General features: G+C 67.5%; 21 protein-coding genes. 12 read left to right on the top strand and 9 right to left on the bottom strand.

Annotated features, from left to right (window positions below; all coding sequences use genetic code 11):
- The first annotated feature begins 11 nt into the window (after positions 1-11).
- From D7316_RS07975 to D7316_RS07960, 4 genes are all read left to right on the top strand, one after another.
- Positions 12-2,327, top strand: coding sequence for an MMPL family transporter (locus tag D7316_RS07975; protein WP_124707810.1), 2,316 nt, complete (start codon positions 12-14; stop codon positions 2,325-2,327).
- Complete coding sequence (locus D7316_RS07970; protein WP_124707809.1) at positions 2,281-2,970, top strand: TetR/AcrR family transcriptional regulator; 690 nt, start codon at positions 2,281-2,283, stop codon at positions 2,968-2,970. Before D7316_RS07975 ends, D7316_RS07970 begins: the two co-directional genes overlap by 47 nt.
- A gap of 104 nt (positions 2,971-3,074) precedes the next feature.
- Positions 3,075-3,947 (top strand): Bax inhibitor-1/YccA family protein, encoded by an 873-nt coding sequence (locus D7316_RS07965; RefSeq protein ID WP_124707808.1) that lies wholly within the window; start codon positions 3,075-3,077, stop codon positions 3,945-3,947.
- A 274-nt stretch (positions 3,948-4,221) separates the two neighbouring features.
- A complete protein-coding gene (locus D7316_RS07960; RefSeq protein WP_124711192.1) occupies positions 4,222-5,751 on the top strand; it encodes an MDR family MFS transporter in 1,530 nt (509 codons plus the stop codon).
- Positions 5,752-5,829: 78 nt separating this feature from the next.
- Here D7316_RS07960 and D7316_RS07955 read toward each other — a convergent pair whose 3' ends face one another.
- Both D7316_RS07955 and D7316_RS07950 read right to left on the bottom strand, forming a co-directional pair.
- Positions 5,830-7,053 (bottom strand): acetyl-CoA C-acetyltransferase, encoded by a 1,224-nt coding sequence (locus D7316_RS07955; RefSeq protein ID WP_124707807.1) that lies wholly within the window; start codon positions 7,051-7,053, stop codon positions 5,830-5,832.
- Positions 7,054-7,063: 10 nt separating this feature from the next.
- Positions 7,064-8,002: an SGNH/GDSL hydrolase family protein gene (locus D7316_RS07950; RefSeq protein WP_124707806.1), complete on the bottom strand. Its 939-nt coding sequence runs from the start codon at positions 8,000-8,002 to the stop codon at positions 7,064-7,066.
- Positions 8,003-8,101: 99 nt separating this feature from the next.
- On the opposite strand from D7316_RS07950, the gene D7316_RS07945 reads away from it, so the two are divergent.
- From D7316_RS07945 to ilvA, 3 genes are all read left to right on the top strand, one after another.
- Positions 8,102-9,496, top strand: a complete 1,395-nt coding sequence (locus D7316_RS07945; RefSeq protein ID WP_124707805.1) for a cystathionine beta-synthase — start codon at positions 8,102-8,104, stop codon at positions 9,494-9,496.
- A 10-nt stretch (positions 9,497-9,506) separates the two neighbouring features.
- A complete protein-coding gene (locus D7316_RS07940; RefSeq protein WP_124707804.1) occupies positions 9,507-10,679 on the top strand; it encodes a cystathionine gamma-synthase in 1,173 nt (390 codons plus the stop codon).
- 84 nt (positions 10,680-10,763) lie between these two features.
- A complete protein-coding gene (ilvA, locus tag D7316_RS07935; protein WP_408610069.1) occupies positions 10,764-11,909 on the top strand; it encodes a threonine ammonia-lyase in 1,146 nt (381 codons plus the stop codon).
- 51 nt (positions 11,910-11,960) lie between these two features.
- Here the strand turns inward: ilvA and D7316_RS07930 are convergent, their stop codons facing one another.
- Entirely contained in the window at positions 11,961-12,473 is a 513-nt protein-coding gene (locus D7316_RS07930) for an SRPBCC family protein (protein ID WP_124707802.1), read from the bottom strand.
- A gap of 60 nt (positions 12,474-12,533) precedes the next feature.
- Between D7316_RS07930 and D7316_RS07925 the strand changes: the two genes are divergently transcribed.
- A complete protein-coding gene (locus D7316_RS07925) occupies positions 12,534-15,824 on the top strand; it encodes a BTAD domain-containing putative transcriptional regulator (protein ID WP_124707801.1) in 3,291 nt (1,096 codons plus the stop codon).
- Positions 15,825-15,842: 18 nt separating this feature from the next.
- On the opposite strand, the gene D7316_RS07920 is transcribed toward D7316_RS07925, so the two are convergent.
- From D7316_RS07920 to D7316_RS07910, 3 genes are all read right to left on the bottom strand, one after another.
- Positions 15,843-16,676, bottom strand: coding sequence for an ABC transporter permease (locus D7316_RS07920; protein ID WP_124707800.1), 834 nt, complete (start codon positions 16,674-16,676; stop codon positions 15,843-15,845).
- Positions 16,676-17,644 carry an ATP-binding cassette domain-containing protein gene (locus D7316_RS07915; protein ID WP_124707799.1) on the bottom strand — a complete coding sequence of 323 codons (969 nt, stop codon included), beginning with the start codon at positions 17,642-17,644 and terminating at the stop codon, positions 16,676-16,678. The genes D7316_RS07920 and D7316_RS07915 overlap by 1 nt, the downstream gene beginning before the upstream one ends.
- A 76-nt stretch (positions 17,645-17,720) precedes the next feature.
- A complete protein-coding gene (locus tag D7316_RS07910; RefSeq protein ID WP_124707798.1) occupies positions 17,721-18,041 on the bottom strand; it encodes a hypothetical protein in 321 nt (106 codons plus the stop codon).
- Positions 18,042-18,238: 197 nt separating this feature from the next.
- Here D7316_RS07910 and D7316_RS07905 point away from each other — a divergent pair, with 197 nt between their 5' ends.
- Positions 18,239-19,156, top strand: coding sequence for a hypothetical protein (locus D7316_RS07905; protein ID WP_124707797.1), 918 nt, complete (start codon positions 18,239-18,241; stop codon positions 19,154-19,156).
- Positions 19,157-19,240: 84 nt separating this feature from the next.
- Here D7316_RS07905 and greA read toward each other — a convergent pair whose 3' ends face one another.
- The 3 genes from greA to D7316_RS07890 form a co-directional block, all read right to left on the bottom strand.
- Positions 19,241-19,735 carry a transcription elongation factor GreA gene (gene greA / locus D7316_RS07900; protein ID WP_124707796.1) on the bottom strand — a complete coding sequence of 165 codons (495 nt, stop codon included), beginning with the start codon at positions 19,733-19,735 and terminating at the stop codon, positions 19,241-19,243.
- Positions 19,736-19,859: 124 nt separating this feature from the next.
- Positions 19,860-20,615 carry a queuosine precursor transporter gene (locus D7316_RS07895; protein WP_232016817.1) on the bottom strand — a complete coding sequence of 252 codons (756 nt, stop codon included), beginning with the start codon at positions 20,613-20,615 and terminating at the stop codon, positions 19,860-19,862.
- Positions 20,612-21,091, bottom strand: a complete 480-nt coding sequence (locus D7316_RS07890) for a DUF4307 domain-containing protein (RefSeq protein ID WP_124707795.1) — start codon at positions 21,089-21,091, stop codon at positions 20,612-20,614. The genes D7316_RS07895 and D7316_RS07890 overlap by 4 nt, the downstream gene beginning before the upstream one ends.
- A gap of 48 nt (positions 21,092-21,139) precedes the next feature.
- On the opposite strand from D7316_RS07890, the gene mca reads away from it, so the two are divergent.
- Genes mca through D7316_RS07875 form a run of 3 tightly spaced genes read left to right on the top strand, consistent with a single transcriptional unit; the run spans position 21,140 to position 24,406 of the window.
- Positions 21,140-22,042, top strand: coding sequence for a mycothiol conjugate amidase Mca (gene mca / locus D7316_RS07885; protein WP_124707794.1), 903 nt, complete (start codon positions 21,140-21,142; stop codon positions 22,040-22,042).
- Positions 22,039-22,377 (top strand): hypothetical protein, encoded by a 339-nt coding sequence (locus D7316_RS07880; protein ID WP_124707793.1) that lies wholly within the window; start codon positions 22,039-22,041, stop codon positions 22,375-22,377. The genes mca and D7316_RS07880 overlap by 4 nt, the downstream gene beginning before the upstream one ends.
- Positions 22,378-22,387: 10 nt before the next feature.
- A complete protein-coding gene (locus D7316_RS07875) occupies positions 22,388-24,406 on the top strand; it encodes a thioredoxin domain-containing protein (RefSeq protein ID WP_124711190.1) in 2,019 nt (672 codons plus the stop codon).

Below are 24,406 nucleotides of genomic sequence, written 5' to 3'. Positions count from 1 at the left end.
GGGGAGTGCGCATGCCGGCGAGACTGACCAGATTCATCCTGAAGATGCCCCGGGCGGTGCTGGGTGTCGCGTTTCTCGTGCTGATCCTGGCCGGGCTCTACGGCGCCACTGCCGCGCAGCACCTGCTCGCCGGTGGCTACAGCGACCCCGGATCGGAGTCCTCACGGGCCGACCGCGTCCTCGAGGAGACCTTCGACCGAGGTGGACTGCAGGTGGTGGTGAAGCTCGACGGACCCGCCGGGATGAACATGGCCACCGACCCGACGGCGCGGGAGGTCGGCACCGGCATCGTCGGTGAACTCGAGACCGTCGACCACGTCCAGCGACCCATCCTGTCGGTCTGGCAGAACCCGGACCTGGCGCCGGCGCTGGTCAGCGAGGACTCCTCATCGGCGCTGATCGTGCTGACGCTGGCCGGGGGCGAGGATGACGCACCGGCGTACGCGCAGCAGATCGACGAGCGCTTCACCGGTGAGCGACAGGGGATCTCCGTCCGCGTCGGAGGTCAGGGCCTGGTGTTCAGCCAGGTGAACGCGCAGACGACGAAGGACCTGGCGGTCGCCGAGGGGATCGCGATCCCGATCAGCTTCGTGGTGCTCATCGTCGTGTTCGGTGGTCTGGTGGCGGCTGCTCTACCGGTCGTCATCGGCATCGTCGCCATCGTGGGCACCTTCGCACTGCTGCGCCTCATCGCGGAATTCACCGACGTCTCGATCTTCGCGCTGAACCTCACCACGGCACTGGGATTGGCCCTTGCGATCGACTACACGTTGCTGATCGTGACGCGCTACCGCGAGGAGGTCACGGGCGGCGCCCCCCGTCCCGCCGCGATCGCGACGACCATGGCGACCGCCGGTCGGACGGTGGCGTTCTCGGCGGTCACCGTCGCGTTGTCCCTCGCGGCGCTCGCCATCTTCCCGATGTACTTCCTGCGCTCGTTCGCCTACGCCGGCGTCGGGGTGGTCATCGTGGCATCGCTCGCCGCGCTCGTCCTCACACCGGCGATCCTGATGGTCCTGGGACCGCGCGTGGACGCGCTCGATGTCCGTCGTCCCCTGCGCAGGATCTTCCGCCGACCAACGCCGGCGCCGCGTGCCGTCGAGGAGACCCGCTGGTATCGGTTGGTGCAGTTCGTCCTCCGGCACGCGCTGCCGGTGGCCCTGGTGGTGACGACCCTGCTCCTCGTCCTCGGTGCGCCCTTCCTCGGGATCCGCTTCGGGTTCCCGGACGACCGGGTGTTGCCGCCGACGGCGTCATCGCATGCGATCCAGCAGGAGATCCGGGACGACTTCGCGCAGAACATGTCCGCGTCGGTCACGGTCGTCGCGTCCGGGCTTCCCGATGGCCCGACGCTGGCCGGATACACCGCCGCGCTGTCCGAGGTCGAGCAGGTGGATTCGGCGTCGTCGTCGGCGGGCACATTCGTCGACGGTCGACAGGTGGGCCCCGGGGACCCGGCGAACACCCGCGGCACCACCTCACTCATCTCGGTGTCCACCGATCTCGAGCCGATGCGTGACGAGGGGCTCGCCCAACTCGACCGGATGCGCGCCGTCGCGGTCCCGGCCGGTGTCGGTGTCCTGTTCACCGGGCTGGCGGCGACCAACCAGGACACGGTGAACGCCATCTACGACCACCTGCCGTGGGTTCTGACGATGATCGCGCTCGCGACCTTCGTCCTCCTGTTCCTGTTCACCGGCAGCGTGGTGTTGCCGCTCAAGGCCCTTGTCCTCAACGTGCTCTCGCTGTCCGCGACCTTCGGTGCGATGGTCTGGTTCTTCCAGGACGGGCATCTCGGCGGGCTCGGCACCACCGCGACCGGATACCTGGTGGCCACCATCCCGGTCTTGATGTTCTGCATCGCGTTCGGGTTGTCGATGGACTACGAGGTGTTCCTGCTCGGCCGAATCCGCGAGGAATGGCTCGACTCCGACGGCAGCAGGGAAGGGAGCGATCACGCCGTGGCGGTGGGCATCGCACGAACCGGCAGGGTGGTCACCGCCGCGGCGCTGCTGATGAGCATCGTGTTCGCGGGGATCGCGGCGTCGGAGGTGTCGTTCATGAGAATGTTCGGGGTGGGACTGACCCTGGCCGTCCTGATGGACGCCACCCTGATCCGCATGCTGCTGGTCCCGGCGTTCATGCGCCTCGCCGGGCGTGCGAACTGGTGGGCGCCGGGACCCCTCCGACGACTCCACGATCGCATCGGACTGTCGGAGTCGATCAGCACCCGACCATCCGTTCCGGCCCCGGCCGGAACCTCAGTCGACGAGGAGAGCCGTGTCGAGCACGACGAGACGGACCAGGTCGCCCCGCGGTTCCGGTGAGCTGCTGGCCGAGGAGATCATCGAGGCGGCCAACGCCTTGCTGCTCGAGCACGGTGACGATGCCGCGGTGTCGGTACGCGCGGTCGCCGCGCGGGTCGGTGTGACCCCGCCGTCGATCTACCTCCACTTCGCCGACAAGGACGCGATGCTCGACGCGGTGTGCGCGCGATACTTCGAGCAGCTCGACGGCGTGATGGCCGAGGTGTCGGCCGGGATCGACGATCCACTCGAGCGGGCACTCCAGCAGGGATTGGGTTACGTCCGGTTCGCCGTGACCACGCCGGTGCTCTATCGCATCGCGTTCCGGCAGTCGGGCCCCGACGGCCCGTCCAAGGTGGACGAGGTGCTCGCGACGTCGGCGTTCAACCGGATGTCGGCGACGGTGGCCGAACTCGCCGCAGAGGGCTTCTTCCCGGATTCGGACGTCACCGAGGTGCTGCTCGAGTTCTGGGCGGCGGCACACGGCGTCGCCTCGCTGATGTTGGCCAAACCGGGTCTGCCCTGGGGTGATGACCTCGCTCTCGCCGAATCTCTGATGCGTTCGGTGTGCCTGGGCCGCGCGACGCGCGACCTCCTCGGTGCGCGCCACGACGCCGGCGATGTGCGGGCGTGGCTGCGCGAACAGCGCACGACGCGGCCGTGACTCCTGCTGTCACACGACACCAAAGTCAAGAGAAGGTAAAGTCGGAACTCGACAGCCACCGTTCTCGTTGACAACGCAGATACAACAAGCAAAAGGAGCACTAGGTGCGAGAGAGCAGCAATCCGGTTATGCGCGGTGTCGTCCGCGATAACCAGACCGGCTACGCCGGTTTCGGCGCCGGAGCGGCCGCCGCCGGTCAGGGTGCCATGTGGGGTCAGCAGGGGCAGCAGACCGATCCGTACACCCAGGCCCCACCGGTCAGCCGTCAGCTGACGATCGACGACGTGGTCACCAAGACCGCCATGACGCTCGGCGTGCTGACCATCTCGGCGATCATCACCTACTTCGCGATCAGCAGTCGGGCGACCGAGGCTGCTCAGACGAGCCTGGCGATGCCGCTGATGTTGGTCGGCGCCCTCGGTGGACTGGGCCTGGTGCTGGTCGCCACGTTCGGTCGCAAGCAGGACAATCCCGCGATCGTGCTCGCCTACGCCCTCTTCGAGGGTCTGTTCGTCGGCTCCATCTCGTTCGTCTTCGCGAACATGGTGGTCGCCGGGGACACGTCGGCAGGCGCACTGATCGGGCAGGCCGTCCTGGGTACCTTCGGCGTGTTCTTCGGCATGCTGCTCGTGTACAAGGTCGGCGCCATCCGCGTCACGCCTCGCTTCACCCGGATGCTCTTCGCGGGCATGATCGGCGTGATCGTGCTGATGCTCGGCAACCTCGTCATCGGTCTGTTCAATGGTGGCGAAGGCTTCGGACTCCGCAACGGTGGTCCGCTGGCGATCATCTTCTCGCTCGTCTGCATCGCCCTGGCCGCGTTCAGCTTCCTGCTCGACTTCGACGCCGCGGACCGGCTCATCCGGGCCGGAGCGCCCGAGCGCGCCGCGTGGGGTGTGGCTCTCGGCCTCACCGTCACCCTGGTCTGGCTGTACGTCGAGATCCTGCGTCTGCTGAGCTACTTCAACTCCGACTAGACGTTTTCACCGGCCGATGGCCCCGCACCCACCTGGGCGCGGGGCCATCGGTCTCTGTCGGCCACGGAGAAAATCACTCGCGCGGTGTCCGACCGGATTGGTAGCGTTCGTCCCCATGTGGTGAGCAGCGGCACGGCAACCGATGAGATCGGTCGCCCATTCGAGTCAGATCAACCAACGGCATCGAACCGACGCCAGTGCCAGAGCGCCCGATGCACTTTCCCGGAAGGACCCCTCCGTGACCGCTGCCAACCAACCTGTGTCCGATCCCGCTGTGTCCGATCCCGCTGTGCCGTCCGATCCCGCACCCGCCGACGACCGATTGTCGCGCGAGAACCTGGTCGTCATCGGTGTCTTGCTGGTCGCCTCGTTCGTCGTCATCCTCAACGAGACCGTCATGAGCATCGCCATCCCGGTGCTCCAGCGCGATCTCGGCGTCCCGCCGAGTGTGGGTCAGTGGCTGACCACCGCATTCATGCTCACGATGGCGGTCGTCATCCCACTGACCGGTTTCCTCATCCAGCGGGCGGGCACCCGCACGCTGTTCGTGTTCGCCATGTCGGCGTTCACCGCCGGCACGGTGATCGCTTTCGCCGCACCCGGATTCGAGGTGCTGCTCGGTGCGCGGGTGATCCAGGCGATCGGTACCGCGATCATGCTGCCGCTGCTGATGACCACCATCATGACGGTGGTTCCCGAACACCGCCGCGGCGTGATGATGGGCAACATCTCGGTCGTCATCGCGGTGGCACCCGCGCTCGGCCCGACGGTGTCCGGGTTTATCCTCGATCACTTCGGCTGGCGATGGATCTTCGGCTTCGTCGCCCCGATCGCCCTTGCCGCACTGATCGTCGGGGGTGTGTTGATCCGGCCGGTCGGGGAGCGGATCAAATCCCCGATCGACTATGTGTCGGTGCCGTTGGCGATTCTCGGATTCGGGGGACTGGTCTACGGGCTCGCCGGGATCGGCGAGTCCGCCGAGGACGGTTCGGGTGTGCCCGTGTGGATTCCGTTCACCGTCGGCGTGCTCGCCCTGGCTGCGTTCATCGGCCGACAACTGGCGCTGCAACGACACGACCGTGCGTTGCTCGATCTCCGGGTCTTCCGGTCGGGGCAGTTCTCCCTCGCGATGGGTGCGATGGTGGTCGCGATGGGGACCATGCTCGGCACCTTCATCGTGGTGCCGTACTTCGCCCAGACGGTGCTCCAGCTGGACCCGCTCACGACCGGACTGCTCACTCTTCCCGGCGGTCTCATCATGGGTCTGGCCGGTCCCATCGTCGGCAGGATCTATGACCTGCGCGGCCCGCGGATCCTGGCCGTCCCGGGCGCGATCATCGTCAGCGCCGCGGTGTGGATGCTGGTGTTCGTCAGCCCGTCGACGTCGGTGTGGTGGCTGCTCGGGGCGAACGCCATGCTGTGCCTCGGTCTGGCCGCGACGTTCACGCCGTTGATGACGCTGGGGCTCGGGTCCGTCGAACCCCGCCTGTACTCGCACGGCTCCGCAGTGCTGGGCACCTTCCAGCAGGTCGCGGGCGCCGCGGGCACGGCCCTGTTCATCACGGTGATGACCGTGGTCTCGACCGCCGACCAGGACGCCGGTGTCGCCGAGACCGAGGCCATCAGCCACGGTGTCCAGCGCGTCTTCACGGTCGCCGGTTTCCTCAGCTTCGCGCTGATCGTCATCGTCCTGTTCCTGCGACGCCCGGACGCCGACGAGAGGCAGGAGATCCCCGCACCGGTCGCCGCCGAGACACGAGCGGATGCGTCGGACGTCGATCTCCGGGAGCCGGATCCGGTCTGACGGGCGGGTCTGCACCGCACACGACGAGAAGGGCCGGCCGGAGCGAACTCCGGCCGGCCCTTCTCGATTCCAGTGGTCTCAGCTGAGGCGTTCGAGCACCATCGCCATGCCCTGACCGCCACCCACACACATCGACTCGATGCCGAAGGTCTTGTCGTGGGTCTGCAGGTTGTTCAGCAGGGTGGTGGTGATGCGCGCGCCGGTCATCCCGAACGGGTGACCCAGCGCGATGGCGCCGCCGGAGACGTTGAGCTTGTCGTGGTCGATGCCGAGTTCGTTCGCCGAGCCCAGTACCTGCACGGCGAAGGCCTCGTTGATCTCGACGAGATCGATGTCCGACAACGACATGCCGGACACCTTGAGCACCTTGCGGATCGCCTCGATCGGGCCGAGGCCCATGATCTCCGGCGATAGGCCGGTCGCGGCGGTCGCGACGACGCGGGCGAGCGGGGTGAGGCCGAGCTGCTTGGCCTTCGTGTCACTCATGATGACGAGCGCGGCCGCACCGTCGTTGAGCGGGCAGGCGTTGCCGGCGGTGATGGTACCGTCCGGCCGGAAAACCGGCTTGAGCTGCGAGATCTTCTCGTAGGTCGTGCCCGCGCGCGGGCCGTCATCGGTGTCGACGATGCTGCCGTCGGGGAGGGTGACCGGATCGATCTCGCGGGCGAAGAAGCCCGACTTGATGGCCTCCTCCGCGCGGTTCTGGCTGCGGACGCCCCAGTGATCCTGGTCCTCGCGGGAGATGCCGGTGAAGCTGGCGACGTTCTCGGCGGTCTGACCCATCGGGATGTAGACATCCGGGATAAGGCCTTGCCCCCGGGGGTCGGTCCACGCGGGCGCACCACCCTGGGTGGTCTGTTCGGTGCGGGCCTGCGCCTCGTCGAACACCGGGTTCTTCGAGTTCGGTGCGCCGTCGGCAGCCCCCGAGATGCCGAAGCTCGACACGCTCTCGACACCACCGGAGATGAACACATCACCTTCGCCGGAGCGGATGGCGTGCAGCGCCATCCGTGTGGTCTGCAACGACGACGAGCAGTAGCGGTTGACGGTCACGCCGGGGACGTGGTCGAGGCCGAGTTCAACGGCGATCACACGAGCGATGTTGTAGCCGCCCTGACCGCCGGGCTGACCGATGCCCCAGTGGAAGTCCTCGATGTCGGCGACGTCGAGCTCGGGCACCTTGGCGAGCGCGGCGGCCGCCATCTGGCGGGAGAGCTCGTCCGGGCGGATGTCTTTGAGGGACCCCTTGCCGGCACGGCCGATCGGGGAGCGGGCATGGGCGACGATGACTGCTTCAGGCATGAGCGTCAGATTACTCCCTAGCAGTTGCTTGGTCAGTGGGCCGTCCCACCAGGCGGCGAAGCCGACTGACCAGTCGATTCTGTTCCACCGATTCGGATACCTCCGGCGGCTCCGGGAGCGGCGCCGGACCCCATTCGCCGATCGCCTCGAGCACCTCGGGGATCAGGATGTCCGCAGCCAGCGCGTAGCCGGCCGCCGACGGGTGGTACTGGTCCGGCGAGAACATGTGCTCGGGTTTCGCCAGGAATTCCTTGGCCAGCAGATCGGCCATCGGGACCGGCCGACCGCCGGCCGCGCGCACGGCACCCCGCTGAGCCGAGGCGAGCTGCAACCCCCACCGGCGCAGCACACTGCGCAGCGGCTGCGGGATCGCGGTGATCACCCCGAAGTCCGGACATGTACCGACGACGACCTTCGCGCCGTTCTCCACGAGCAGGGCGACCGCCTCACCGAGGCGTCGTGCCGACGACCGGATCCCGTTGCTGGCGGTGACATCGTTGGCGCCGATCAGGATCACCGCGACGTCGGGGCGTTCACGGGTGACGAGCATCGCCTCGATCTGGGCGACCAGACCCTTGGATGTCGCGCCGACGATCGCTTTGTTGCCGTAGCGGATGACCTTGCCGGTCTCGGCGGACACGCGCCGGACCACCTGGACCCCCGGTGTCTGATCGGCCGTGTCCGCGCCCAGACCCGCGGCCGTCGAGTCGCCGAAGACCACCAGGTGCAGGTCGACTGTGCTGTCCCGGGTGTATCGATGCGGGCCCGTGCCGTCCGGCAGATAGATGCCGTCGCCGTTGGGGGCGTCGTCGGTGCGGTGCGGGATCACCGTGCGCGCCTCGGCCGCCTGACCGTTCAGATAGTTGTAGGCAGCCCATGAGGCGCCCGCGCTGGCGGCGGTGGCCGCCACGGTCGCACCGACGTCACGGAGGAGGCGATTGTTGTCCATGGTGGGCCGACTATCCGAAACCTGGCGACCTGAACTCGGGCACGGCTGCCAGCTTAGTCCGGGTTCTCGCCGATTCCGCGCCTCTGGGACGATGGACACATGCGCATCGCAGATCATGTCGTGGACCTGGTGGGCAACACCCCGCTGGTCAAGCTCAACTCGGTGACCAATCCCGGTTCTGGCCTGGTCGCAGCCAAGATCGAATACCTCAATCCGGGCGGCAGCAGCAAGGACCGGATCGCCGTGCGGATGGTCGACGCCGCCGAGCAGTCCGGTGCGCTGAAGGCGGGTGGCACCATCGTCGAGCCGACGTCGGGCAACACCGGCGTCGGTCTGGCGCTGGTCGCGCAGCAGCGCGGCTACAAGTGCGTATTCGTGTGCCCCGACAAGGTCGGTGAGGACAAGCGCAACGTCCTGCGTGCCTACGGTGCCGAGGTCGTGGTGTGTCCGACCGCGGTCGCCCCCGACCATCCCGACAGCTACTACAGCGTCTCCGATCGGTTGGTTCGCGAGATCGACGGCGCCTGGAAGCCCGACCAGTACTCGAATCCCGCCGGACCGCAGAGCCACTACGAGACCACCGGTCCGGAGATCTGGGCGGACACCGACGGCAAGATCACGCATTTCGTCGCGGGCGTCGGTACCGGTGGCACCATCACGGGTACCGGCCGCTACCTCAAGGAGGTGTCGGACGGAAAGGTGAAGGTCGTCGGCGTCGACCCGGAGGGCTCCGTCTACTCCGGCGGCACCGGTCGGCCGTACCTCGTCGAGGGTGTCGGTGAGGACTTCTGGCCGTCCGCCTACGATCCGTCGATCCCGGACGAGATCATCGCCGTCTCCGACGCCGATTCGTTCGACATGACGCGACGCCTCGCCCGCGAGGAGGGCCTGCTGGTCGGTGGTTCGTGTGGCATGGCGGTCGTCGCGGCACTCCAGGTGGCCGAGCGTGAGGGGCCTGATTCGCTCGTCGTCGTGCTCCTGCCCGACGGTGGCCGCGGCTACCTGGGCAAGATCTTCAACGACGAGTGGATGAGCAGCTACGGATTCCTGCGCAGCCCGCTCGACGGGAAGGCGCGCGAGTCGTTGGTCGGGGACGTGTTGCGCGGAAAGACCGGCGCACTGCCCGATCTGGTCCACACCCACCCGCAGGAGACGCTGCGTGACGCCATCGAGATCCTGCGTGAGTACGGGGTCTCGCAGATGCCCGTGGTCGGCGCCGAACCGCCGGTGATGGCGGGCGAGGTCGCCGGTGCGGTCACCGAGCGTGACCTGCTCAGTGCCGTGTTCGAGGGCCGCGCCAACCTGGCCGACCCGGTGTCGGCGCACATGGGTGATCCGTTCCCGCTCATCGGTTCCGGTGAACCGGTCACGGCCGCGACCAAGGCACTGTCCGAATCGGATGCGCTGATGGTGGTGGAGGACGGCAAGCCGATCGGCGTGATCACCCGGCACGATCTGCTGGCCTTCGTCAGCACCCACCCCATCGTCGGATAGGAGAGCGACCATGAGTGAGCACCGCAGCGCCGCGGATTCGAGCCGCTGGCAAGGTTTTTCCACCCAGGCGATCCACGCCGGCTACGAGCCCGATGCGCAGACCGGTGCGGTGAACGTACCGATCTACGCGAGTTCCACCTTCGCGCAGGATGGTGTCGGGGGGATGCGCGACGGGTTCGAGTACGCGCGCACCGGGAACCCGACCCGCCGCGCACTCGAGGCCAACCTCGCCGCGATCGAAAAAGGCACCTACGGGCGAGGTTTCGCCTCGGGCATGGCCGCGACCGATGCATTGCTGCGGGCCACCCTGCGCCCCGGCGACCACCTGGTGATCCCCAACGACGCGTACGGCGGCACCTTCCGACTGATCGACAAGGTGTTCTCGCAGTGGGGCATCACCTACTCCGCGGCGCCGGTCTCCGATGTCGACGCGATCCGGGCAGCCATCACGCCCGCGACCAAGTTGGTCTGGATCGAGACCCCGACGAATCCGCTGCTCAACGTCGGCGACATCGAGGCGCTCGCCGCCGTGGCGCACGAGGCAGGCGCCAAGCTGGTGGTGGACAACACCTTCGCGTCGCCCTACCTGCAGCAGCCGATAACCCTGGGCGCCGACGTGGTGCTGCACTCGACGACCAAGTACCTCGGCGGCCACTCCGATGTCGTGGGCGGCGCGCTGGTCACCAACAGCGAAGAGCTCGACGATGCGGTGGCGTTCCTGCAGAACGGGGCGGGCGCGGTGCCCGGCCCGTTCGACGCCTACCTCACCATGCGCGGTATCAAGACCCTCGCGGTCCGAATGGATCGCCACTGCGACAACGCCGAGCAGGTGGTCGACTTCTTGTCCACGCATCCCAAGGTCGACTCGGTGCTGTACCCGGGCCTGCCGACCCATCCGGGTCATGAGGTCGCGGGCAAGCAGATGCGACGTTTCGGCGGCATGGTGTCGGTCCGCGTCAAGGGCGGACAGGTCGCGGCCCAGGAGTTCTGCGCCCGCACCGAGGTGTTCACCCTCGCGGAGTCCCTGGGCGGCATCGAATCCCTCATCGAACATCCGGCGGCGATGACCCACGCATCGACGGCAGGTTCGCTGCTGGAGGTTCCGGCGGATCTCGTCCGGCTGTCGGTCGGGATCGAGGACATCGCCGATCTGCTCGGTGATCTCGAGAACGCGCTGAGCTGACGGATCGGTGCTGACGGATCGGCGGACGCCGTGTTGCTGACTCAAGGTGAGATCGACAACGCGGCCGCCGCGCTGTCCACCGTGATGCGCCGTACCCCGATGATCGCCTCGCGGGTGCTCGCCGAGAAGATCGGCTGCGATGTGTGGTTGAAATGCGAAAACCTCCAGCGCACAGGCTCATTCAAGCCCCGTGGTGCGTACCTGCGGATCTCACGGCTGTCTGGGCAGGAGCGGGCCCGCGGGGTCGTCGCCGCGAGTGCGGGCAACCATGCACAGGGCGTCGCGTGGTCGGCCGAGCAACTCGGCATCACCTCGCGGGTATACATGCCGACCGGGGCGGCGCTGCCGAAGATCGCCGCGACCAAGGCCTACGGCGCGGAGGTCGTCCTCGAGGGCTCGACCGTGGACGAGGCATTGATCGCCGCACGACGGTTCTCCGAGGAGACCGGGGCGGTGCTGATCCATCCGTTCGACCACCCCGACATCGTCGCGGGCCAGGCGACGGTCGGCGTGGAGATCCTCGACCAGATGCCCGATGTCGATGCGATCGTCGTCCCTCTCGGCGGCGGCGGTCTGCTCGCGGGCATCGCCGCGGCCGTCAAGCGCAAGCGCCCCGACGTCACCATCATCGGCGTGCAGGCCGCCCAGGCCGCCGCCTGGCCGCGATCGCTCGCCGACGGACATCCGGTGGCCGCCATCTCGATGAACACGATGGCCGACGGCATCGCGGTCGCCCGGCCGGGCGACGTCCCGTTCGCGCACATCAGCGAACTGGTCGACTCGGTCGTGACGGTCAGCGAGGAGTCACTGAGCACCGCCCTGCTGCTGATGCTCGAGCGGGCCAAGCTCGTCGTCGAACCGGCGGGAGCGGCCGCGGTCGCCGCGGTGACCGCGGGTCGTCTCGAACTCGCCGGCAAGGTGTGTGTGGTCGTGTCGGGCGGCAACATCGATCCGCTGCTGCTCAGCCATGTCACCACGCACGGTCTGACCGCTGCGGGGCGGTTCCTGACCGTCACCGCCACGGTCTCTGATCGGCCCGGCGGATTGATCGCGCTGCTGGAGTTGCTGCGCGACCGGGGTGCCAGCGTCGTCGACGTCGTCCACTCGCGGGTCGCCGACGATCTCTACCTCGACGAGGTGCAGGTGACCGTCAGCGTGGAGACCCGCGGTCCCGAGCACCAGCGCGAGGTCCGTCGCGCGCTGTCCGAGGCGGGTTTCCTCCGGGAGTGAGAGAACCGGTCTCGGTGATCAGCTCTGGAGTGATCAGCTCTGGGGGTGAAATCAGCTCTGGGGCGTGAACTTCGCGAAATGCCGCACCGTGTCGGTTTCGACCGTTTTGAACACGGTTGCGGCGGTGGGGCCGGAGAAGGCGGTGACCGCCTTGGCCGACGTCGCGAGTTCGAGCGCGAACAGCCAGATCAATCGGCAGCCCACATCGGCGGGTCGGATCTCGGTGAGTTCACCGAATCGCTTGAGGCCGGGGGTGGTGGCCGTGACCGCGTGGAAGGCGTTGCGGTAGTTGCCGGTGGTGGCGTCCTCGTCCCAGACGAAGAAGTGCTCGGACAGCCCGGCGAGCCCGAGCGATGCCTTGCGGGTGGTGCCCACCCCGTACGGTGGGGGCGATGTGAACTCGATGGATTTGATTGCCCGACACCAGTTCAGCGTGTTCTGCCGGGTGAACTCGGCCCATGCCCGTTGGGGTGTCACCGGCAGATTCACGTCGATTCGATAGGTGACCGGTGCCGATTCGAAGAAGTCGACGTCGATCGCCTCGAGGGAGTAGCTGCGCGCCATGGCTACATTTCTACACGTCCGACGCGGATCGCCGGACCGGTGTGGCGCTAACCTGACTGGGTGTCCGCGTCCGACAGCGCGACCGTGATCGGCCTGCTGGGTCCCGTCGCGGTCGGCGACCACTGCAGCACGCCGGAGCTCCTGGTGCCCGTGCCGGGTGTTCGCGCGCGCCGCCTGCTGGTGTCGCTGGCTCTCGCGGACGGGCGGACGCGGTCCGCGGAGCGGCTGATCGACGATGTGTGGGGCGATCTGCCGCCGCGCTCGCCCGCCTCCGCCCTACATACCCAGATCTCGCGGCTGAGGCCCCTGCTCGGGGCCGGTCGTCTCGAGGGTGTCGCCGGCGGGTATCGGCTGATCGGGTGCCGGACCGACCTCGACATCGTCGCGGAACTCATCGAACGGGGCGGGCCGGACGCTCTCCATCAGGCGGACGGCTGGTGGCGTGGTGCCCCCGGCGACGATCTGGGCGACGACGCCGGAGCGGGCCTCGACGCCGACCTGCGCGCGCGGACGGACCGCCTCCGGGATGCGCTCGACGAGCGACGTCTGGCGGCCGCTTTGGCGTCCGGCGACTTCGCCGCTGCCCGCGAGATCGCCGACCGGCGTTGTCATGCAGACCCATTGGATGAATCGGCGCACGTCGCCCTCATGCGGGCACTGTCGGGTGAAGGGCGCACCGCGGACGCCCTGTCGGTGTTCGCACGACTGCGTCGTGCACTGTCCGAGCAGCTCGGCGTGGACCCCGGAGCGCAGGCGGTGGCTCTCAATGCGCAACTGGTGGCCGACGACCGTGATCCTGCGGCTGCGGAGACTGCGTCTCCCGACACCGCGCGCGTTGGGCGTCCCGCCCGGGCGCGCACCGTCGGACTCATGGTCGACGCCTCCGACCTCGTCGGTCGAGAGGACGACATCGCAGCTGTGGTCACCCTTTTCGAGGGTCATCGACTCGTCACGATCCAGGGTCCCGGCGGTGTCGGCAAGACGCGGGTGGCGCATCGCATCGGCGACGTGATGGCGGAATCCGGCCGACCGGTGTTCTATGTGTCGCTCGCACCGATCCGTGACGGCGACGATGTCGTCCCGGCGATCGCCGCGGCGCTCGGAGTTGGTGAGACGGACATCGGTGGCGGCGGTCGTCCACGACTGGCGGTCGGGGATCTCGGCGACCGGTTGGTCGACGCGGTGCGGGGTCAGCGGGCAGTACTCATCCTCGACAACTGTGAGCAGGTCATCGAACGCTGCGCCCGGGTCGTCGCGGATCTCCTTGCCGCCGAACCACAATTGTCGATCCTGACCACCAGTCGCTCGCCACTCATGCTCCCCGCGGAACGGATTCACCTGCTGCCGGTGCTCGACGTCGGGGAGCGTGGGGCGGCCGTCGAGTTGTTCGAGCGGCGGGCACGCGCGATCCGCCCGGCCGCACGGCTGCCTCGAGATGAGGTGGCCGAACTGTGCCGGCACCTCGACGGATTGCCGTTGGCGATCGAACTCGCCGCCGCCCGGATCCGTACGATGACGGTCGCGGAGATCTCCTCCCGGCTCGCCGAGCGTTTCTCGTTGCTCCGTGGCGCCGATCGCACTGCGCCGGACCGTCATCGCACGCTCTACGCGGTGATCGAATGGAGTTGGGATCTCCTCGACACCGATGCCCGGTCGGCGATGCGGCGACTGTGCCGGTTCCCGGCAGGTTTCACCGCCGACGCCGCGGCGGTGGTTGTCGGCCAGCGGGGTTACCGCCTCGTCGACACCCTCGAGGCGTTGGTCAATCAGTCGTTGCTCACCGTCTCCGAGAACGACGACCGGATCCGATATCGGATGCTGGAGATGGTCCGTGAGTTCGGTGAGGACAAACTGCGAGGGTCGGCCGAACCGGCGGGATCGGACGAGTCGGACGAGTCCGACGACGTCGACCGCGCGATGTCGCGTTGGGCCCGTGGGTTCGCCGCCGAGGCCGAGGCCGCATACGAAACGGCGGTCGACGACCGGCTGTTCACCTGGATCGCGGCAGACGCCGACAACCTCGTGTGGGTTCTGCGTCGCTGTGTCGGCCGCGCCGAGGAGGAGCACTCCGCCGACGCCGTCGAGACCATCGTGTCGGTGTTCCCGACCCTGAGCGGTTTCTGGATGGCCCGTGGCCTGCACGGGGAGGTGATGTCATGGGGTGCGCGCCTGCTCTACGCGCTGTCGAAGCCGCCGGTGGATCTCGACGACGCCATGCGACGCCGTTGGCAGTTCACCGTCCTCGCGTCGATGGCGCACCTGCTGTTGCGGCGGGAGCTGCGCGGGGTCGCCATCGGGCGCTACTACATCAGGCTGTTGCATCGCCCCGACCACATCTTCGACAGGCCGACCGAGTTGCTGTCGGCCTGCGTTCTGAGCAGAGGTCCGCTCGGTGCGATGCGCCTCGTCTCCCGCGCCACGCGGGCCGACGACGAAGAGGTCCGGACCGCTGCGCTGTCGATCCGCATGAACGCGCGCGAGAACTTCGGCGATCTCGCGCAGGCCCTGTCGGACGGATTGGCGCTGCGCGATATCGCGTTCCGGCACCGCAACGCGTGGATGTCGGCGATGACCCATGTCACGATCGGCAGCCTCTACGGCCAGCAGGCGCAATGGGAAACCGCAGTCGGGTTCTACCGCACGGGGATCGGCAATCTCGTGGAACTCGGTGCCCGCGACGACGAGTTGCAGGCCCGGTGCTACCTGGTCGCGACGCTCGTCGCGCTCGGACGGCTGGACGAAGCAGGCGACGAACTCGCCCTCGTCGCGGACGGGTGGGGGCCCGACGATCCGGACCCTCAAGGCAATCCCGAGGTGATCGGGGGCATGATGCTCGGCTACGCCGAGCTCGAATACGCGCGTGGGCGGATCGCGCGGTCGGCGGACATCTATTGGCGCGCTGCGCGACTCGTGAAGGCCGACCACCCACTCGGCGCCCAGGACCCGGGGATGGTGATGCTCATCAGTGCTGCAGTGGTCGGGCTGGTGCGGGCCGGGCGACCGGACCGTACCGGCGACTTCCTCGCGCTCCTGGCCGACGGGGTCAACGCGACGTTCGGTGCGATCGGCTGGCACGATCAGCCGCAGGCGGGAACCATGGCGATGGCCGCGGGATACACCCTGTGCCAACAGGATCACGGCGACCCGGATGGCCCGCGCCTGCTGGCGTTGTCCCGGCGACTCGGGGCGCGTCGTGATCATCCGGGACTGGACTTCGTCTACACCGAGATGCCGATGATCTCCGGACTACCTGCGGCACAGTGGGAGTCGATCGTCGAAGCGGTGGCACAGCTGTCGCGACGCCAGGCGACGGACGAGGTCCGCAAGCTCCTGGCGCCGCGACGTGGCTGAACCGTCCCGCCGGGCGGATCAGGTGTTGCGCATATAGGCACGGACGGCCAGCGGCGCGAAGACGACGATGATCACCGCCGCGCCGAGCAGCGCCCACAGGACGTGCACGCCGGCGTGCCCGTTCGCGGTGAGTTCACGGACCGCGGTCACCAGGTGGCTCACCGGGTTCATCTTGACGAAGCCCTGCAACCAACCTGGCATGGTGTCGACCGGCACGAAGGCGTTCGACATGAACGTGAGTGGGAACATGATCAGCATCGAGATGCCCTGCACGGCAGAGGCCTTGCTCATCAGGCAGCCCATCAGGGCGAAGATCCACGAGACGGCGAAGCTGCAGACCATGACCAGCAGTGCCGATGCGACGGCACCCCAGAAATCGGGCCGCCATCCCATGATCACGCCCATGACGATGGTCAGCACGGTGGCGATGAGGTAGCGGATCACGTCGGCGAGCAGGGCACCTGCGAGCGGACTGATCCGGGCGATCGGCAGCGATCGGAATCTGTCGAAGACGCCCTTGTCCATGTCTTCGCGAAGCTGGGTGCCCGTGACGATCGAGGTCATCACCACCGTCTGCACGAGGATGCCCGGGATGATGACCGGGAGGTAGTCGTGGACGTTACCGCTGATCGCACCACCGAAGATGTAGGTGAACATCAGGGTGAAGATGATCGGCTGGATGGTGACGTCGAAGAGTTGTTCCGGATTGTGCCGGATCTTCAGGACGCCCCGGTACGCCATGGAGAAGGACTGTTTGATCGTCTCGGCGAGGCTGACCGATGTCTTCGCCTCGGGCCGAGCGCTTGTGGTGGTGATCGCGGATGATGTGCCGCGATCGATGGTTGTGGTCATCAGGCCGCCTCCTCTTCTGCGGGCTTGCCGGTGATGGTGAGGAACACCTCGTCGAGACTGGGCTTCTGGACGTTGATCTCGTCGATGGCGATCTGATTCTCGCGCAGGCTGATCAGCACATCGGGGACGAGGTCGGGTCGCTGCAATCCGACCGATATCCGCGCGGCCTCGGGACTGAGGACCGCCGTCTCGCCCAGCACCGACTCGACGATCCGGCACACCTGCGGTGCATCGGCATGGTCGACCGGGACGAGTTGTAATGTGCTCGAGCCGACCGACTGCTTCAGTTCGTCGGCGGTGCCGTCGGCGATCACCCGGCCGTGGTCGATGACCGCGATGCGGTCGGCGAGCTGATCGGCCTCGTCGAGATACTGCGTGGTGAGCAGGACCGTCGAACCCTGCTCGACCAGATTGCGGATGGTGTTCCACATCTGGGCGCGCGTGCGGGGGTCGAGGCCGGTGGTCGGCTCGTCGAGGAAGAGCAGCGGGGGAGTGTCGATGAGACTCGCGGCGAGGTCGAGGCGACGGCGCATTCCGCCGGAGAAGTTCTTCAGCGGGCGGTTGGCCGCCTCGGTGAGGGAGAACTCCTCGAGCAACTCGTCGGCGCGGGATCGTGCCGACGGGCGGGAGAATCCGAGTAGTCGCGCGAACAGGACGAGGTTCTGCGTCGCGGTGAGGTCCTCATCGACCGAGGCGTACTGTCCGGTGACCCCGACGAGTGAGCGGACCGCGACGGCATCGGAGACGACGTCGTAGCCGAACACGGTCGCGGCGCCGGCATCGGGGCGCAGCAGCGTGGCGAGCATGCTGACGGTGGTGGTCTTCCCGGCGCCGTTGGGGCCGAGCACGCCGTACACCGAACCTGTCGGGACGGCCAGATCCACGCCGTTGACGGCGCGGGTCGATCCGAAGTGTTTGACCAGCCCATGCGCTTCTATCGCCAGGCCGGCCGAGGTGATTGTGGTCATGCCGGGAAGACTGCCCGGCGGTGCTGTCGTCGGGCTTACAGCGGCTTACGCGGCGATCACAGAGCCTTGCTGCACGTCAGGCGGCGGATGCGGTGGCGCGGAGATCGGTGCCGGCGGGGAGGTCGGCGGGGTAGCGGATGACGGAGCTGACGCGCCCGAGTCGTTGCTCGACGAGCACGATCGCCTCGGCGAGCTGGCCCGGGTCGTCGACGTCGGCGACCAGCGCGACGGTGTGGCCGTTGTTGCCGAGCATGAACGGCACGACGCCGGAGTACTCACTGCTGACGACACCGAGCGGGATGTCGTGACGGAACAGTGCGCGGGCGTGGTCGAGGACGGCGGGATCGCCGTCGAGAACGATCAGGGGGACGGTGGGGGTGCGTGTGTTCTTTCTCATGATCCAAGGATGATGCCGCAGGTTGGAGACGGTCTGAGGCATTGCTGTGGGTTGGCTGTGGATGGTTTGCGGGGGTGTGGATGGATCTCCGTCGGACTCGCCGATCGCGCCTACCGTTCCGGGTATGTGCGTCCGCCGTAGGTGTATCTGTCGCATGACGACGTTCCGCGGAACGCACCTGGGTAGCCTCACACGACATGGGACGTCGGAATCGCGAGCAAGAACCTGCCTGGAGCCCGCAGAACGCGGCGAAGATCCGGGCGGGGCTGGCGTTCGGACTGGCGGAGCTGGCACGCGACTACCGGATGCTGACCTCCGAACTGGAGCCGGATGTGGATGCGCTCTTCGAGGATCTGGAGAACCTGGACCCGTCTGTGGACGATGCGGAGCGGGATCGCCTCGACGAACTCGGTGTCGAGGCCATGGACACACTGGATGCCTACGATGCCAACGCGGCGCTGGCGACGGTGGAGGGTGAACTCGTCGGTGGCAGCGGGGTCATCTGGGTGGACCGATCCGCGATGGCGGCGATCGCGGCAGAGCCGTTCACCGCGGAGAGTCCGGAAGCGCTGCTCCCGGATGTGGACTGCGGCATCGCGCTGTTCGAGATTCCGTTGGGCACCTATGTGTTTCGGCCCCTCGACGAGAATGGTGAGCCGGTTCCCGAAAGTGTGGATCTCGACATCGACGGGATCTTCTGGTGGCGCGCGCGGCATGACCTGATCGACAGTGACGGCGACGAAGATCCCTCGGAGATCGAGGATTTCGGCGGCGAGCAGGCCGAAGACGAGGACATCGACGACAGCTTCGTGTTCCACATCCTGTCGCGCGCCCGCAACGTGCGCCATCACCTGCACGACGCCTGGCGGTTGCCGGTCGCAGTCGATGGTGCGTCGGTCGTCCTCCCGTGGAGTACGCCTTTCCAACCCGACGACGGCGAGTCCGAACTCTGGACGACCATCACGTTCTTCGGCCGACTCTGCGCCGCGATTCATGTGCAGGACCGTGTGTCGATCAGCGAGCAGGCGATTCCCGCGGCAAAACAGAGTTTCGTGAAGGCCGGCTGGCCGGAACTGGAACCGGTGGAGTCGGTGTCGGTGGTGTCGGGGAGCTGAGTGGGTGACGACCCGAAGACGACGTAACGGCCGAGCTCGGGCATCCCGAGATCGGCCGCTACCGCAGTGTCTTACTGTCGCAGATCAGCCGTGGTACGGCTCGGCGCTGACCAGGGTCACCTTGACCACGGCGCCGCTGGGAACGTTGTATTCGCGTGTCTCGCCGACCTTGGCGTCGATCAGTGCCGCGCCCAGCGGTGAGCTCGGGGAGTAGGTCTCGATGGACCCGCCCTTGGCGCTCTCCTCGCGGGTGGCGATCAGGAAGGTCTCGGTGTCGGACTCGTCGCCGTCGTAGTAGACCTTGACGACCGAACCGGGGAGAGCGACACCCGACTGGGTGGGCGCCTCGCCGACCTTGGCGTTGTTCAGCAGTTCCTGGAGCTGGCGAATCCGCGCCTCCTGCTGGCCCTGCTCTTCGCGGGCGGCGTGGTAGCCGCCGTTCTCCTTGAGGTCGCCCTCTTCGCGTCGCTCGTTGATCTCCGCAGCAATGACCGGTCGATTGGCGATCAGGGAATCCAACTCGCCCTTCAGGCGGTCATGCGACTCCTGGGTCAACCACGTCACCTGTGTGTCGGTCATCGGTACTCCTTCGTGTTGTCCGCGCACAGACGATTTCTTCACCTGGGCATATGGACTGCTCTAAATGCAGCAACACGACCCCTCGCGGAGCCGTGTATCGATACAGGGTACCAGTGACTGAGAGCTAAAGCACATCGGTGCCGTTTGTCCGAGCGTGGTCGAGCGCCTCCTGATAGCTCGGTTCGACCCGTTTGAGCCACCCGACGACGAGGTAGGTCACCGGCATGATGACGATCTCCACCAACGTCTTCCACACGAATCCGACGACGGTGTAATTGATGAAATCACCCCACGTGGAGATGCCCAGGGCACTTGCCGCGATCGCGCAGAAGACCAGCGTGTCGGCGAACTCGCCGACCACCGTCGAACTGATCAGCCGGGCCCAGAGTCGGCGTTCGCCGGCGCGCTCCTTCATCTTCACGAGCACGAACGAGTTCAGGAACTCGCCGGCGAGGTAGCCGGCGAGTCCGGCGAGCAGAAACTGCGGCACGACACCGGCCACGGTCCGGAAGGCCTCCTGGCCCTCGTAGAAGTCGGCCGCGGGCAGCTCGATGGTGAGCCAGAAGCAGATCGACGCGATCAACAGCACCACGAACCCGGCGAAGATGGCGCGGCGCATGGCCCGGAAGCCATAGACCTCGCTGATGACGTCACCGAGGACATAGGCCAGCGGGAACAGGTAGAACGCGCCGTCGGTGACCAGGCCGTTCAGCTGAATCGGTCCCGCGGAGAGGTGCAGCCAATCGTCGAACAGGATGACACCCTTGGTGCCGGTGATGTTGCTGATGAGCATGACGCCGACGAACATCGCCAACAGATAGGCGTAGTACGGCGTCGAGATGGTCGCGAAGACCGCGCGCTGACGGACGGGAGTCGTCACGGGGCGGAGGAGGTCAGATAGGCGGGCACGTCGGTCGTGCAGCCGAAGACCTCACCGATCACCGGCGGCTTGGAGGTGGTCACCTCCGTGCGAACACCCATCTGGCCCTGCGAGCCGGCCGGGATCAGGACCTCGCGGCGCCCGGTCTCGTCGCCGTCGAGCGAGCGTCCGCGCACCACGCAGGCCGCGGGCCGGCCGGGATCGCTGCGGGTGACCGTGAACTGCACCGACACCGTGGACGGGTTGAGGATCTGGTAGCCGGTCGCCTCCCCCGAGACGTCGGGCGTGGCGAACTTGGTGAACCCGAGGAATGCGAGGCCGACGCCGACCACGACGACCAGCACGGACAGGACGATGAACCAGCCGCGCCGACTCGATGCCGTCTGCGCGGTGGGGTAGGTGGCGCGGGGCCCGCTGCGTGGCCGGTCCTCGCCGGCGCCGGATGCTGCGCCGGTGCCCCCGTCTGAACTGTTCACGCGTCAATACCTACCATGGGAGGAGTATCGATCCGAAGGTGAGGAAGCGTGACCGAATCTCACACAGGTGGACCCCACGCCGGTCTCCGTCTGATGGCCGTGCATGCTCACCCGGACGACGAGTCCAGCAAGGGGGCCGCGACCACCGCGAAGTATGCCGCCGAGGGCAATGACGTGCTCGTGGTCACCCTCACCGGTGGTGAGCGTGGCGACATCCTCAATCCGGCGATGGACCGGCCGGGGGTCAAGGAGCGGATGAGTGACATCCGCAAGGAAGAGATGGCCAACGCGGCGGCGGCGCTCGGTGTCGACCAGATGTGGCTCGGATTCGTCGACTCGGGCCTGCCCGAGGGCGACCCGTTGCCGCCGGTGCCGGAGGGGTCGTTCGCGGCCATCGACCTCGATGAGGCGGTCGAGGCCCTTGTCCGTGTGGTCCGGGAGTTCCGGCCGCACGTCATGATCACCTACGACGAGCACGGCGGCTATCCGCATCCGGACCACATCCGGGACCATGAGGTCTCGGTCGCCGCGTACGAGCGTGCCGGTGACCCCGACGCCTATCCGGACGCCGGCGAACCGTGGACCGTCTCGAAGCTCTACTACACGCACGGTTTCATCAAGGACCGCATGGTCTTGTTCTCCGACGAGTTCGAGCGCCACGGCCAGGAGAGCCCGTTCAAGGAATGGCTCGAACGGTGGGAGCGCGACCCGAGTCGTGGCGACCTGATGGGACGGGTGACCACCCAGGTCGACTGCGGCAAATACTTTCCCCAGCGTGACGACGCACTCCGCGCACACGCGACACAGATCGACCCGAACGGCGTGTTCTTCGCCGTACCCCTCGAATGGCAGCAGCGTCTGTGGCCGACCGAGGAGTTCGAGTTGGCGAAGACTCGGGTGAAGACGTCGATACCCGAATCCGATCTGTTCGCCGGAATCGAGGAACCATGAACCCGATGACCGTCGCGGCCGGACTGGAGGTCCTGGCTGCGCAGGAACCCGAAGGCCCGGAGTTCGGCAAGGCCTCGCCACTGGGGCTGCTCATCATCATCGTGCTCCTGGTCGCGACAGCTCTGCTGATCAGGTCGATGAACTCGCAGCTGAAGAAGCTGCCGAAGACCTTCGACAGCGAGCATCCCGAGCCGGATCAGGCGTTCGACGACGGAACCGACTCCGTGTCTCCCGATTCCGGGCCTCCGCGCGACGGGGCGGCACCGGCGACGTCGGGCACAGCGCGGACGCCGGACGAGGTGCAGGCCGATGAACGAAAGTCCGCCGAGACCTGACCCGGATGTGATGGGACCGGAATCGGCGTCGCACCGCAACGCCCTCGACGCATCGACGAGCCCATACCTGCGCCAGCACGCCGGCAATCCGGTCCACTGGCAGGAATGGGGTCCGGATGCGATGGCCGAGGCTCGCCGTCGTGACGTCCCGATCCTGCTGTCCATCGGCTACGCCGCGTGTCATTGGTGCCATGTCATGGCGCACGAGTCCTTCGAGGACGAGGCGACCGCCGCGGTGATGAACCGTGATTTCGTCTGCATCAAGGTCGACCGCGAAGAGCGGCCCGACATCGATGCCGTCTACATGAACGCCACGGTCGCGATGACCGGACAGGGCGGCTGGCCGATGACCGCCTTCCTCGCACCGTCTGGGGATCCCTTCTACTGCGGCACCTACTTCCCGTCGACGGCCCGGGGCGGCATGCCGTCGTTCGTCCAGATCATGGCTGCCGTCACCGAGGCGTGGACGCAACGGCGTGCCGAGATCGACGCCATGGGCGCCAAGGTCCGTGAACATCTACAGGCCAACACCGCGGCGCTGCCCCTCGCGGATGCGGCGATCGACGACCGGCTGCTCGCGCATGCGGTCACGACGACCCTCGACGACGAGGACACCGTGTCCGGCGGCTTCGGAGGTGCGCCGAAGTTCCCGCCGTCGACACTGTTGGAGGGGTTGATCCGAGCGTCGGAGCGTACCGGCGACCGCACGGCGCTCGATGCGGTGCAACGCACGTGCTCGGCGATGGCTCGGGGCGGTATCTACGACCAGCTCGCCGGTGGTTTCGCACGCTATGCGGTCGACAACGAGTGGGTGGTACCGCATTTCGAGAAGATGCTCTACGACAACGCGCAGCTGTTGCGCGTCTATGCACACCTCGCGCGCCGGACCTCTGATCCACTCGCGCTCCGCATCACCGAGGAGACGATCGGCTTTCTGCGCCGCGACCTGCAGGTGGCCGGGGGCTTCGCGTCCTCACTCGACGCCGATACCAGTGGGGTCGAGGGCCTGACCTATGTCTGGTCGCCGCACGAGCTGACGCGGGTGCTCGGTGACGATGATGGCCGTTGGGCCGCAGAGATTTTCGGAGTGACGACGGCGGGGACATTCGAACACGGCACGTCGACGTTACGGCTGCTCCGCGACCCCGACGACCCGGTCCGATTCGCCTCGGTTCGCGACCGTCTGCTGTCCGCGCGGGGCGCGCGACCGCAACCCGCTCGCGACGACAAGGTGGTGACCGGGTGGAATGCGCTCGTGGTCACGGCGTTGGTGGAGGCCGGTGCTGCGCTGGGCCGTCCCGACTGGGTCGAGTTGGGCGCGTGGTGCGCCCGAGTGCTGATGGACAACCACATCGTCGACGGGCGTCTCCACCGCTCGTCCCTGGGTGGCGTGGTCGGCCGGCCGATGGCTGCGCTCGACGATCACGCGGCCCTGGTCACCGCACTGCTCGCCCTGCATCAGGCCACCGGTGAACTGTCGTGGCGAGATGAAGCATTCACGTTGCTGGACAACACGATCGAACGGTTCGCCGATCCGGCCGAGCCCGGTACCTGGTTCGATGCCGCGGGGGACGGGTTGATCACGCGGCCGCGTGATCCGGTCGACGGTGCCACCCCGGCCGGGGCGTCGTTGCTCGCCGAGGCGTTGCTGATCGCGTCGGCGCTGGCGCCGTTCGGTCCGGCGACCCGATACGCCGAGCTGCTGGACCAGACCCTTGCCCGTGCGGTGGTGTTACTGGCGAAGGTGCCGCGCTCGGCCGGCCACTGGCTGGCGGTCGCGTGGGCGCGGTGGTCGGGACCGTTGCAGATCGCGGTCGCGCAGGGGGTGGACAGCTCGGGTGCGCTCGCGGCACAGGCGCGCCGCCTTGCGCCCGGCGGCACGATCATCGTTGCGGGCAAACGGGATTCGCTACCGCTTCTGGACGGCCGGGGGCCGGTGGACGGGGCCGACGCCGCGTACGTGTGCCGGGGAACGGTGTGTGGGCTGCCGGTCACCGACGGCGATGCACTGGCGCAGCAGCTGGAGTGA

The sequence above is a fragment of the Gordonia insulae genome (assembly GCF_003855095.1).
Taxonomy (GTDB): Bacteria; Actinomycetota; Actinomycetes; order Mycobacteriales; family Mycobacteriaceae; genus Gordonia; species Gordonia insulae.
Note: the sequence above shows the minus strand (reverse complement) of the source record. Positions and strands in the feature narration are given on the sequence as shown.